The organism is Streptomyces toyocaensis (assembly GCF_000725125.1).
GTDB classification, from domain to species: Bacteria; Actinomycetota; Actinomycetes; order Streptomycetales; family Streptomycetaceae; genus Streptomyces; species Streptomyces toyocaensis.
Map to the genome: position 1 here is coordinate 19,475 of NZ_JFCB01000042.1, position 12,985 is coordinate 32,459.

The 12,985-nt window shown below is 73.3% G+C and carries 9 protein-coding genes; 6 read left to right on the forward strand and 3 right to left on the reverse strand.

The features are described 5' to 3' along the window. The first annotated feature begins 28 nt into the window (after positions 1–28). From BU52_RS29695 to BU52_RS35835, 5 genes are read left to right on the forward strand one after another with little or no spacing between them, the layout of a single operon-like run. A complete protein-coding gene (locus BU52_RS29695; protein WP_051858698.1) occupies positions 29–280 on the forward strand; it encodes an acyl carrier protein in 252 nt (83 codons plus the stop codon). After that, positions 280–624 carry a DsrE family protein gene (locus BU52_RS29700; RefSeq protein ID WP_037940298.1) on the forward strand — a complete coding sequence of 115 codons (345 nt, stop codon included), beginning with the start codon at positions 280–282 and terminating at the stop codon, positions 622–624. Before BU52_RS29695 ends, BU52_RS29700 begins: the two co-directional genes overlap by 1 nt. 5 nt (positions 625–629) lie before the next feature. Further along, positions 630–1,031 carry a hypothetical protein gene (locus tag BU52_RS29705; RefSeq protein WP_157847929.1) on the forward strand — a complete coding sequence of 134 codons (402 nt, stop codon included), beginning with the start codon at positions 630–632 and terminating at the stop codon, positions 1,029–1,031. Further along, positions 1,031–1,453: a DsrE family protein gene (locus tag BU52_RS35830; protein WP_037940300.1), complete on the forward strand. Its 423-nt coding sequence runs from the start codon at positions 1,031–1,033 to the stop codon at positions 1,451–1,453. The genes BU52_RS29705 and BU52_RS35830 overlap by 1 nt, the downstream gene beginning before the upstream one ends. After that, positions 1,450–2,394, forward strand: coding sequence for a hotdog family protein (locus tag BU52_RS35835; protein WP_200881341.1), 945 nt, complete (start codon positions 1,450–1,452; stop codon positions 2,392–2,394). The genes BU52_RS35830 and BU52_RS35835 overlap by 4 nt, the downstream gene beginning before the upstream one ends. 297 nt (positions 2,395–2,691) lie before the next feature. Here BU52_RS35835 and BU52_RS29720 read toward each other — a convergent pair whose 3' ends face one another. From BU52_RS29720 to BU52_RS29730, 3 genes are all read right to left on the reverse strand, one after another. After that, entirely contained in the window at positions 2,692–3,492 is an 801-nt protein-coding gene (locus BU52_RS29720; protein ID WP_037940301.1) for a hypothetical protein, read from the reverse strand. 108 nt (positions 3,493–3,600) lie between these two features. Continuing rightward, the gene (locus BU52_RS29725; protein WP_037940302.1) at positions 3,601–3,798 is read right to left on the reverse strand and encodes a ferredoxin; all 198 of its coding nucleotides are present in this window, start codon (positions 3,796–3,798) and stop codon (positions 3,601–3,603) included. Between the two features lie 5 nt (positions 3,799–3,803). Beyond that, on the reverse strand, positions 3,804–5,027 hold the full coding sequence (locus BU52_RS29730) for a cytochrome P450 (protein ID WP_037940306.1): 1,224 nt from the start codon (positions 5,025–5,027) through the stop codon (positions 3,804–3,806). Positions 5,028–5,300: 273 nt separating this feature from the next. On the opposite strand from BU52_RS29730, the gene BU52_RS32925 reads away from it, so the two are divergent. Next, positions 5,301–12,983, forward strand: coding sequence for a non-ribosomal peptide synthetase (locus BU52_RS32925; RefSeq protein WP_051858700.1), 7,683 nt, complete (start codon positions 5,301–5,303; stop codon positions 12,981–12,983). Positions 12,984–12,985: the final 2 nt, after the last annotated feature.

Genomic DNA, 12,985 nt, shown 5'->3' on the forward strand with positions numbered 1-12,985 from the left:
GCGAATGACCCGAGGAAAGGGAATTCCGGTGAGTGCCGAAACCACGCTGGACGTGTCGGAACTTCGCGAGCTGGTGGCGGACACGCTGGATGTCGAACAGTCGGCGCTGACCGACGACATCCTTCTCATCGAGGAACTGGGCGTCGATTCCGTCGTGGCCCTGGAACTCGCGGTCACGCTGGAACAGCGCTACGGCATCAGGATTCCCGAGGAGGAACTCGGCACCGTCCGCAGGTTCCCCGACATCCTCGGCCTGCTGAACCGGAAGCTGGGCGGTTGATGGACGAGCGGACGGCCACCCCCGGCTACCTCATGATCGAGAGCAAGGGGAACTGGGCCGGCCCCAACGCGGGCACCTTCCTCAGGGACGCCGCGGCGCTCGCCGAGGCCGGGCACCGGGTACGGGTCTTCCTCGTCGAGGACGGCGTGCTGACCGCCGTCGGCACGGACGTCCCCGAGATCGAGCGGCTGGCCGCGGCCGGGGCCGAGATCCTGGTCGACGACTTCTCCGCGGCCCAGCGCGCCCTGTCGGCCACCACGCTCTCCCCGCATGTCCGCATCGCCGGCATGGACGCCGTCGCCGCGGCGCTGAGCGAGGACGACTGCCGGGGGGTGTGGCACTGATGGCCATGGAACGCCGTATGTGGGACCTGCTGCTCATCCTCACCGCGGCCCCGCACTCCAGCGACGTGGTGACCTCGGCGCTGCGCCTGTCGCAGGCGATGCTCGACCGAGGGGGTTCGGTACGCGTCTGGGCGTGCGGCTACGCCAACATGATGACCCAGGACACCTTCGGCGACACCAAGCTTCCCAACACACGTGACCCGGAGGGTCATTACCCGTCCCCGTCGGCCGTCGTGCAGCGGATGATCGCCGACGGCGGCGGCCGTTTCGGCTGGATCGCGTGCACCGCCTGCTCCGAGGAGCGCGGCGCCGTGCACCACGTCCCGCAGGTGCGGCACCGTTCCCCGCTGCGGCTGGCGGCGACCATCGCCGGCGCCCGGCGGACGCTCTACCTCGGAGGGGCCTGATGAGCGGCAGCACCGCGACGAAGCGCACCGGTCTTGGCCCGCCCGTGCTGTGCGTCCTGGACCGGGCCCACCGGGGCGCGGTCGAGGCGCAGTTCTTCCACGCCCTGTACGGACTGCTGGACCTGCACGGCCAGTTCGAGCGGGTGGATGTGGCCCTGCGCGGCCCGGCGGTGACGCTCGCCGTCGAGGAGGACGAGTACCGGCCGTCGGTGCGGCTGGGCACGATGGAGCTCGACACGCTGCCGGACTACCGCGGCTCCGTGCGGGACCTCGTCGCCGAGGGCTTCACCGTCTTCGTGGACCGGGAGGCGGTGACGGCCCTGGGCTTCGCCCCGGAGCGGCTCGTCGCCGGGACCGTCCTGCTGGACTCCACCGAACTCGCCCGGCGCTGGCCCGAGTACGACCAGGTGTGGTTCGTGTGACCGGGTCCGCCCCCGAGCGACGTGCCTACGCGGCTCCGCTCCGTGCGGTGGACCGGACGGAGGTGCTGTCCGAGGGGCCCGGGACGAGGCTCGTGCTGTACAAGACCGTCAACCCGGAAGACCCGTACATGGAGGGGCACTTCCCGGGGCTGACGCTGCTGCCGGCGGTGTTCGTCCTGGAGGCGCTGCGCCAGGCGGTGACCGACCTGGGCGGCGCGGACGAGCCGCTCAACCTCCTGGAGGTGCGGTCCGGGCGCTGGCTGGCGCCCATGCAGAGCGGCGACGAGATCCGCCTGGACGTCACGGTGACGCCCGACGGGCCGGGACGCCTGCGGGTGACCGCGGACGGCGTCCGACAGGACGGCACACCCGTCGCGGCGGTGAAGGCGACGCTCGGCGACCGTGACGCCGTGCTCGCCGCGACGCCGCCGGAGGGCCTGGCGCCTCCCGCGCCGGGCGGGACGCCCGGACCCGACTACACCGGCGTCCTCGGCCTGCTCCCCGTGCGGCACCCCATGCTCATGGTGGACCGGGTCGAGTCCCTCGACCCCGGGCGGCGGATCACCGTGGCCAAGGCGGTCTCCGGCTCCGAGCCCTGCTACGGGCGGATGGCCGACGGGCTGCCCCTGTCGCGGTACATGTACCCCAGGTCCCTGATGCTGGAGTCCTTCGGACAGGCCTCGGTGCTGCTGTGGCTGTCCACCGGCACCGCCGAGGGCGTCCCCGTGGCCGCCGCCTTCCGCGACTGCCGCTTCTTCGGCGAGGTGCGTCCCGGCGCCGTGCTGCGTCACGAGTCGCGGATCGACCGGCTGATGGCGAACAACGTCTTCGTCTCCGGGCGGACCTGGGACGGGGACCGGTGCGTGATGACGGTCGGCGCCCTGGTCGGCTCCAGCCGCCCGCGCGAGCGGGTCGACCGCGCGATGACCGCGCCCGCCTGAGCACCGGTGGCGCCTCCGGCACCGGCTCGGGGGCGCCCAGGCGCGCCGCGGCCCGCGGCCTACGACCGGCGCGTCCCCGACCGGGGTTCTTTTGGCACCGAGTCGGCTTCCCCCGTCGCAGGGCTGGTGGTTCACCGTCTTCGGGGTGGCGTCCCCCGGCTCAGGACGCCCTGGCCTGCTCAAGGCCGGTGGCCCGGCCGGCGTGAGGCCGAGGTGGCCGGGGTGGCCGGGGTCATGCAGGCGGGCGTGCCGGGTCAGGAGCGTGTACCGGCCCCCGACGGGGGCCGGTTCGCCGTTTCAGGGCGTCGCGTACGCGCCGATGAGCTGTCCGACCACCTCGGCCACCCGCGCGTCGCGCAGCAGGTCCGCGTGGGCGACGTCGACGTCCACGGTCCGCCCGGCCGGCGGCGCGCCCTCCGAGGGCGTCCGGGAGTGCACCGCCGTCCCGGTGCGCCAGGCGGCGGCCGGGTCGATCCGCCGCGCGGCGTCCAGGTAGGAGACGTACGAGCGGAACACCGCGACGAACTCGTCGAGCAGCTCGGTGTCCAGCTCCTCGCGGGCGAACGCCGCGCCGGCCCGCTCCATGAAGATCCGCACGAGGACGTCGCCGTAGGCGCCGAAGTCCACGTCGTCCGTGCGGGCGGCGTCGGCCTCCCGCTGGGCGGCGCTCACCTCGTCGGCGGTCAGCACCGAGGCGAACTGGTTCATCATCGCGGCGAAGTCCCGGTACAGGCCGGCCGCGTCCGGCACCTCCGGATCGAAGAGCACCAGGTGGGGCGCCTCGCCCTGGCGGGCCGCGATCCGGGCGGCCAGCTCGCCGGCGAACACGCTGCCGGCGCAGTAGCCGAGCACGGCCCGCACCCGGCGGCCGTCGGCCGCCGCCCCGCCGTCCCACAGCGCGAGGTAGTCCTCGGCCGGCAGGGGAGCGGCACCGGCCGGCTGCCGGGTCTCCCACATGGCGAGCGCCGGGTCGAGCCGCGGGGCGAGGTCGGAGAAGGCCGAGTCGGACCGGCCGGTGGTGGCGAAGTCGACGGCGAGCACCAGGTCGCCGCCGGCCCGGCCGGGGCCGAGCACCTTCCATCCGCTGAGCTGTGTCATGGGTCTGTCCACTCCAGTACGGGGGCGGGGAAACGGCCGCGGGTCCGGCCCCCTCCGGCGTCGGTGCCGAGGGGGGCCGGACCCGCGGCCCGGGGACGGGAAAGGGGCTCAGCCGCCGGTGATGTGGACGGCCTTGCCCGGGCAGAGGTACTCCGCGACCTTGCGGGCGTCGTCGGCGGCGGCACCGGTGGGCGAGTCGTCAATGACGACCACCATCCCGTCGTCCTCCTGGTCGAAGACGGACGGGGCGTGCAGCGTGCACAGACCGGCCCCGATGCAGCGGTCGCGCTCGGCGTGTACCTTCATCGCGCCTACCAGCCGATCGTCAGCTTGTGGACCGGCGGCAGCCCGTCGATGAGCTCGATCGGCTCGTCGCTCTCCACCAGGTGCAGCCCCGGGAAGCGCTCGACCAGGCTGGTGAGGCACATCTCCAGCATCAGACGCGCGACGTGCTGGCCGAGGCACTGGTGGACGCCGTAGCCGAAGGCCAGGTGGTCGCGGGCGTCGCGGTGGATGTCGAAGACGTCCGGGTCGGCGTACTTGGCCGGGTCGCGGTCGGCGAGGCCCTTGAGGACCAGGATGCCCTCGCCCGCCTTGATGGTGACGCCGTCGATCTCGACGTCCTCCAGCGCGACACGGGCGATGATCTCGTCGACCAGGCTGTAGTAACGCAGTACCTCGTCCACGGTCCTGGGCATCAGGCCCGGTATGTCGGCGCGCAGCTCGGCGAGCTGCTCGGGGTGCTCGACCAGCGCCTGGATGCCGAGCGCGATCCGGTTCACGATGAACTCGTAGCCGGCGAGCAGCAGCATCTTGGTCATCAGGGTCAGACCGTGGTGGTCGAACTCGTCGGTCTTGCCCGCCCGGGCGATGAAGTTGCCGAGCATGTCGTCGGTCGGGTTGCTCTGCTTCTCGGTCACGAGGGCCGCGAAGTACTTCATCAGCTCCTCGTTGGCCGCGAGCTTCTGCTCCATGGTGTACGAGTGCCGGGTGCCCACCATGATCGCCGCGTTGCGGGTGAAGATCTCCCGGTCGCCCTCGGGGATGCCGGCCAGCTCGCAGATCACCTGCGCGGGGAAGGGCAGGGCCAGCGCCTGGACCAGGTCGGCGGGGGCGCCCTCGGCCTCCATCCGGTCCAGGTAGTAGTCGATCAGGTCCTGCATCCTCGGCCGGAGCTTCTCCGCGGCCTTGATGGTGAAGTCCGGCAGCGCCATCTGACGGACCCGCGTGTGGCGCGGCGGGTCCATGGTCACCAGCAGGTTCTTCGCGTCGCGGGCGATCATGTCGAGCAGTTCCTGCGGCGCGGGGAACCGGATCGGGAACGTCGGGTGCGGCTCGACGCTGAAGCGGTTGTCGGCCAGCAGGCGCTGGATCTGGTCGTGCCGCGCGACCAGCCACGCCTTGCTGCCCGACGGCATGGTGACCTGCGTCAGCGGGCGGCCTTCCGGCAGTTGGTCGTACTCCGGCAGCAGCGGGTTGGGCCAGCCGTGCGGGGCGACGGGGCACGTCGCCATCTTCGTCTCGGCGTCGGTCATGACGTTACCCCTAAATCTGAGCTGAGGTCATTTCTTGCGGGCCGATCCTAAGGAGCGCGGCGCGCTTCCCGGGCCCGTTTGCCGCTAGCTGCAGACATGCCGATGAGAAGAAGACGAATTCCCCGGCGGCGAGGGCGTTTCCGGAAATTGCATCGGCCCGCGACAGCGATTTCCCGATCGTGTATCCGTTGAGTCAACAGGCCTGAGCGCCGGCCTTTACCGCCCTGACCGCCGAACACCGGATCGGCCCGGCCCGAAGAGAACAGAGGACAGATGTCTGACTCGTCAGCCACGGTTCTGCCACTGACCGCCGGCCAGGCCGGAATCTGGTACGCGCAGAGCCTCAGCGGCCCGAACGCCACGTTCAACGCGGCCCTGTACCTGGACATCGAAGGGGCCGTGGACGAGCGGCTGTTCGTGTCCGCGATGCGTCAGGCCGTCACGGAGACGGAGGCGCTGCGGGTCCGCGTCACCGACGACGGCACCGGCCCGGTGCAGGTCCTCGAGCCCGTCGGCGACTGGGCCGAACAGCCCGTGGAGGTCGTCGACTTCACGTCCGCCGAGCAGCCCCGGGACGAGGCCTCGGCGTGGATGTGGGCCGACGCCGAAACGCCGCTGGACCCGGGCGGGGAGCACCTGTACCGGTTCGCCCTCCTCAAGGTCGCCGACGACCGCGCCCTGTTCTACTACCGCTACCACCACGTGGTGATGGACGCCGCCGGCGCGAGCCTCGTCGCCGCCCGCGTCGCCGAGATCTACACCCGGCTCGTCGCCGGGCAGGACACCTCCGACGGCGCGTTCCCACCGCTGCGCACCCTGATCGACGACGAGGCCGCCTACCGGCGGTCCGCCGCCTTCCAGGCCGACCGGGACTTCTGGACCGCCCAGTTCGCCGACACCCCGGCCGTGGCGAGCCTCGGTGACCGTCCGACGGCGATGCCGGACCACCAGGTGCGGGGCAGCGCGCGCGTACCGGCGGGCACCGCGGACGCCGTCCGTGACGTGGCCCGCTCGGTAGGCGTCGGCTGGCCGGCCGCCGTACTGGCCGCCCTCGCCGCGTACACCAGCCGCATCACCGGCAGCCCGGACGTGGTCGTCGCGCTCTCCGTCGCCGCCCGCACCACCGCCGCGGGCCGCGCCGTGCCCGGCATGGTCTCCAACGTCATCGGCGTACGCCTGGACGTGCGGCCGGAGATGACCGCGGCCGAACTCGTCCGCCACGCCCACCAGCGGATGCGCGCGGCGTCCCGCCACAAGCGGTACCGCTACGAGGACCTGCGCCGCGACCTCAAGCTCCTCGGCTCCGACGGCCGGCTGCTCGGTCCGCGCCTCAACCTGCACGTCGCGTCCTCCTCCGTGGAGTTCGCCGGGATCCCCGCCACCCTGCACCCGCTGACGGCCGGCCAGGACGACGACTTCTCCCTGATCGTGATGGCCGAGCCGGACGGCGGCTTCCGGTTCGACATGACGGCCAACCCGGACGTCTACCGCTCCGGCGCCGCCGAGCGCCACCACCGCCTCCTCATGCGGCTGCTCGGCGAACTCGCCGCCCGCCCGCACCGCCCGGTCGGCGCGCTGGACACGGTGGACGACGAGCTGCGGACCCTCCTGGTGAACGAGTGGGGCGGCGTCGACTCCACGCCGGAGCCCGTGCTGTCGACCCTGACCGAACGCTTCGCCGGTGCGGCCGCCGCCCACCCCGGCAACACGGCCGTCATCGCCTTCGACGGCGACGACCGCCGCACCCTGACCTACCGGGAGCTCGACGAGCGCTCCAACCGGCTGGCCCGCCTGCTGATCTCGCGCGGTGTGCGGCGCGGCGACCTCGTCGCGCTCGCCATGCCCCGCTCGGTGGACCTGCCCGTGGCGCTGCTCGCCACGGTCAAGGCCGGCGCTGCCTACCTGCCGATCGACCCCGACTCCCCGGCCGACCGGGCCGCCTACATCCTCGGCGACGCCCGCCCGACCGCCCTGGTCACCGCCCACCAGGACACCCTGGCGGCCCGCCCCGAGGGCGACGTCCCCACGATCGTGCTGGACGAGGCGTTCACCCGCATCGCCCTGGCCGCGCTGTCCGGCGCGCCCGTCGAGGACGGCGAACGGGGCGGCCCGCTCCTGCCCCACCAGGCGGCCTACGTCATCTACACCTCCGGCTCCACCGGCCGCCCCAAGGGCGTCGTGGTCGCCCACCAGAACGTGATCCGGCTGCTCGACCAGACCGCCCACTGGAGCGGCTTCGGCCCGGACGACGTGTGGGCGCTGTTCCACTCCTACGCCTTCGACTTCTCCGTGTGGGAGATCTGGGGCGCCCTGCTGCACGGCGCCGGACTGCTGGTGCCGCCGCACCACGTGACCCGCTCGCCCCACGAGTTCCTGCGGCTGCTGGCCCGCGAACGGGTCACCGTGCTCAACCAGACCCCGTCCGCCTTCTACCAGCTCATCCAGGCCGACGCCGACGAACCGGAGACGGGCGCCGGACTCGCCCTGCGCTTCGTCGTCTTCGGCGGCGAGGCCCTGGAGTTCGGCCGGCTCGCGCAGTGGTACGAGCGGCACGAGGAGGACGCGCCGCGACTGGTCAACATGTACGGCATCACCGAGACCACGGTGCACACCACCGAGCTCATGCTGAACGCCTCCGACGCGACCGCCGGCACCGGCAGCATGATCGGCCTCGGCATCCGCGACCTGCGCCTGTACGTCCTCGACGGCGCGATGCGCCCGGCCCCGCCCGGAGTCCCCGGCGAGCTCTACGTCAGCGGGCCCGGCGTCGCCGACGGCTACCTCGGCCGCCCCGACCTGACCTCCGCCCGGTTCGTCGCCGATCCCTTCGGCCCGGCCGGACAGCGCATGTACCGCTCCGGTGACGTGGTGCGCTGGGCCGAGGACGGCTCCGCGAACCTCGAGTACCTGGGCCGCTCCGACCACCAGGTCAAGATCCGCGGGTTCCGCATCGAGCCCGGCGAGATCGAGTCCGCCGTGCTGCGCCACCCGGACGTGCGCCAGGCCGCGGTCGTCGTCCGCGAGGACACCCCCGGCGACAAGCGGCTGGTGGCCTACGTCGTCGGCGGCCGGGGCGAGGGCGGCGCACTGGAGCCGGCCGCCCTGCGCAAGCACGCCGCCGCCGAACTGCCCGACCACATGGTGCCGTCCTGGTTCGTGCAGCTCGACGCCCTCCCGCTGACCACCAACGGCAAGCTCGACACGCGGGCGCTGCCCGCCCCCGACGTCGCCGCCACCAGCTCCGGCCGTGCCCCGCGCACGCCCGAAGAGGAGATCTTCTGCGGCCTGTTCGCGGAGATCCTCGGCCTGCCGTCGGTCTCCCTGGACGACAACTTCTTCGACCTGGGCGGCCACTCGCTGCTCGCCACCCGGCTCGTCAGCCGCATCCGCGCCGCGTTCGGCGTGGAGCTGGCGATCCGCACCGTGTTCGAGCAGCCCACCCCGGCCGCGCTGATCGCCTGGCTGGCCGGCACGGGCAACGTGCCCGAGGCCCGGCGCCCGCTCACCGTGATGGACAAGCCGGAGGAGATCCCGCTGTCCTTCGCCCAGCTGCGGCTGTGGTTCGTCGACAAGATCGACGGCGGGGCCGGCACGTACAACATCCCGCTGGTGGTGCGGCTGCTCGGCTCGCTCGACGAGGAGGCGCTGCAGGCCGCCATCGGCGACGTCGTCGCCCGCCACGAGAGCCTGCGCACCGTCTTCCCCGACACCGGCGGCACCCCGCGCCAGCACATCCTGTCCGCGGCGGAGGCGACCCCGGTCATGGGCGTCACCGAGATCGCCGCCGAGGACCTGGCCGACGCCATGGCCGAGCGGGCCGGCATCGGCTTCGACCTGGCCACCGAGGCGCCCGTGCGCGCCCACCTCTTCCGCGTCTCGCCCGAGGAGCACGCGCTGCTCATGCCGGTGCACCACATCGCCGGCGACGGCTGGTCCCTGGTGCCCCTCACCCGCGACCTCGAGACGGCCTACACCGCCCGCAGCCAGGGCAAGGCCCCCGACTGGCGGCCGCTTCCGGTGCAGTACGCGGACTACACGCTGTGGCAGCGCGCGATCCTCGGCGACGAGGACGACCCGGGCTCCGCCATCTCCGGTCAGCTCGCCCACTGGAAGCGGTACCTGGCCGGGCTGCCGGAGGAGGTCACCCTGCCCACCGACCGGCCCCGGCCGGCCGTCGCCTCCTACCGCGGCGAGACCCTGCGCTTCGCTCTCACACCCGAGCAGTACCAGCACCTCACGCGCTGCTCCCGCGAGTTCGACGTCAGCCCGTTCATGGTCGTGCAGACGGCGCTGGCCGCGCTGCTGAGCAAGCTGGGCGCCGGGGACGACATCCCCCTCGGCATCTCCATCGCGGGCCGCACCGACGAGGCGCTGGACGACCTGGTCGGCTTCCTCGTCAACACCCTCGTGATGCGCACCGACCTCACCGGCGACCCCCGCTTCGAGGACCTGCTGGGCACGGCGCGGGCGGACGGCCTCGCGGCCTTCGCCAACCAGGACCTGCCGTTCGAGCGGCTCGTGGAGGCCGTCAACCCCGAGCGGTCGGCGGGCCGCCACCCGCTCATCCAGATCGGCCTCGGCTTCCAGAACAACGCGACGCCGACCCTGGACCTGCCCGGACTGGAGGCGTGGATCGAGCCGGCCGTCACCCACACCGCCAAGCTCGACCTGCTCTTCGACTTCCGCGAGGTGCGCGGCGAGGGCGACACGCCCGACCACATGGTCTGCGCCGTCGAGTACGCGACCGACCTGTACGACCGCTCCACCGTCGAGTCGCTCATCGAGCGGCTGGTGCGGCTCCTGGACGCGGCGACCACCCGGCCGGCGGCCCGGCTGAGCGAGCTGGACGTGCTCCGGGACGACGAGCGCCGGCGGGTCCTCGTCGACTTCAACGACACCGCGCGCGCCGTCGACCTCGACACCCTGCCCGCCCTGTTCGCCGCCCAGGTCGCCCGCACGCCCGAGGCCACCGCCCTGGTCGCGGGCGCCGAGGAGCTGTCGTACGCCGCCCTGGAGGCGCGGGTCAACCGGCTCGCCCGGCAGCTCGTCGCGCGGGGCATCGGCGCGGAGGACCGCGTCCTGCTGGTCATGCCGAAGTCGGCCGACCTGGTCGTGGCCCAGCTCGCCGTGGTCACCGCGGGCGCCGCGTTCGTCCCCGTCGACCCCGCCTACCCGCGCGACCGGGTCGCCTTCATGGCCGGCGACTGCGCGCCCGCGCTGACACTGACCTGCGCCGAGGTCGACGGGACGGCCGCCGAGGTGATCGGGGACCGGCCCCGGCTGGTGGTCGACGACCCCGCCACCGCGGCCGAGATCGCCGCCCGGCCCGACACCCGGCTCACCGACAGCGAACGGATCAGGCCCGTCTCGGCCGACCACGCCGCCTACGTCATCTACACCTCCGGCTCGACCGGCCGGCCCAAGGGCGTCGTCGTCACCCACCGCGGCATCGGCAACCTCGCCGCCGCCCAGATCGAGCGGTTCGCGGTCCGGCGGGACAGCAGGGTCGTGCAGTACGCCACGCCGAGCTTCGACGCGGCCGTCTCCGAGACCTGCATCGCCCTGCTCCGCGGCGCCACGCTGGTCCTGCCCGTCGACACCGGCCTGCTGCTCGGCGACGCCCTGGCCCGGTTCCTGACCGAGTACCGCGTCACCCACGCCACCATCCCGCCCGTCGCGCTGACCGGCCTGGACCCGGCCGCCGTGCCGGCGGACCTGGTCCTCACGGTCGCCGGAGAGGCCTGCCCGGCGGAACTCGCCGGGACCTGGTCCCACGGCCGCCGCATGATCAACGCCTACGGCCCCACGGAGACCACGGTCTGCGCGACCATGAGCGAGCCGCTCACCGAGGCCGCCGTCCCGCCCATCGGCACCCCGATCGCCAACACCCGGGTGTACGTGCTCGACTCCCGGCTCGGCCCGGTCCCGCCCGGCGTCGACGGCGAGCTGTACGTGGCCGGGCGCGGACTCGCCCGCGGCTACCTGGGCCGGCCCGGCCTGACCGCGGAACGGTTCGTCCCCGCCCCGTTCGGCGAGCCGGGGGAGCGGATGTACCGCACCGGCGACGTCGTGCGGTGGCGCGCCGACGGGCAGCTGGAGTTCGTCGGCCGCGCCGACGAGCAGGTCAAGCTGCGCGGCTTCCGGGTGGAACCGGACGAGATCGCGGGCGTGCTGACCGACCAGCCGCAGGTGGCGTCGGCGGCCGTCGTGATCCGCGAGGACCGGCCCGGTGAGCGCAGGCTGGTCGGCTACGTGGTGCCCGCCCAGGAGGCCGCCGAGGACCGCGACACCGGTCTGGAGACCGACCAGGTCGAGCAGTGGGAGGTCATCAACGAGGAGGTGTACGGGGCGGCCGTCGATGACGGCCCGCCGCTCGGCGAGAACTTCGCGGGCTGGCTGAGCAGTTACGACGGCTCCGTGCTGCCCGAGGAGGAGATGCGCGCCTGGCGGGCGGCCACCGTCGAGCGGATCCTGGAACTGCAGCCGCGCCGCGTGCTGGAGATCGGCGTCGGCGCCGGCCTGATCATGGCTCCGGTCGCGCCCCACGTGGAGCTGTACTGGGGCACCGACCTGTCCGCCACGGTCATCGAGACGCTGCGCCGCCAGACCGCGGACGACCCGGTGCTCGCCGGCCGGACCCGGTTCACGGCCGCCCCCGCCCACCGCCTGGACGGGGTGCCGGCCGGGACGTTCGACACCGTCGTCATCAACTCCGTGGCGCAGTACTTCCCGAGCGTCGACTACCTGACCGACGTCATCCGCACGGCGTTCGGCCTGCTCGGCGACACCGGTCGCGTCTTCCTCGGCGACATCCGCGACCTCAGGCTGCTGCGCTGCATGCGTGCGGGCGTCCACCGGGTCCAGAGCCCCGGCGACAGCGCCGACGTGGCGCGTTCGGCCGTGGACCGGGCGGTCGAGCGGGAGACCGAACTGCTCGTCGACCCCGGACTGTTCGACACCCTCGCGGACGTCCTCGACGGCTTCGGCGGCGTCGACGTCCGGATCAAGCAGGGCGCGTACGACAACGAGCTGAGCCGCTACCGCTACGACGTGGTGCTGCACAAGCGCCCGGCGGGCGCGGTCTCCCTCGCCGCGGCGCCGGCCGTCTCCTGGGACGACGCGGGCGGCTTCACGGGACTGTCCGAGCGCCTGCGCGAGGCGTACCCCACCCCCCTGCGGGCCACCGGCATCCCCAACGCCCGGCTGGCGGCCGACCTGGTGGCGGTCGCCGAGATCGACGGCGTCCCCGTGCGGGACGGCGTCGTCGTCACCGCGCTGACCGACCTCGGGGCCCGCAACGGCTACCGGGCGCTGGTCACCTGGACGGCCGGGGCCGCCGACGGACGGCTGGACGCCGTGTTCGTACCGGAGGACGGCACGGCCGCGCCGCCCGCCTACCGGGACCTGTACCTGCCCGGCCCGGCACCGGAGCGGTACGCCAACGACCCGCTCGCCGGCCGCAAGGACGGCGCCCTGGTCACCGCACTGCACGCCGCGCTCGCCGAGCGGCTGCCCGACTACATGGTGCCCGCCGCGCTGGTCGTCCTGGACGCGCTGCCGGTCACCCCGAACGGCAAGCTCGACCAGAGGGCGCTGCCCGCGCCGGACGCCGCCTCCGCCTCGCAGCTCGCCCCCGCCACCCCCGAGGAGGAGACCATCGCCCGGATCTTCGCCGAGGTGCTGGGGCTGCCCCGGGTCGGCGCGGACGACGACTTCTTCCGCCAGGGCGGCGACAGCATCGTCTCCATCCAGGTGGTCAGCAAGGCACGGGCGGCGGGACTCTCCCTGACCGCGCAGGACGTCTTCGCCCACCGCACCGTCCGGGCCATCGCCGCGGCGGCCACGCCCGCACCTGACACCACAGGCCCGGACGGTCCCGAGGGCGGCAGCGAGTGGGACATCCCCCTGGTCTCCCAGGACGAGCTGGACGAGTTCGCATCGAATTGGAGCGTTTAGTC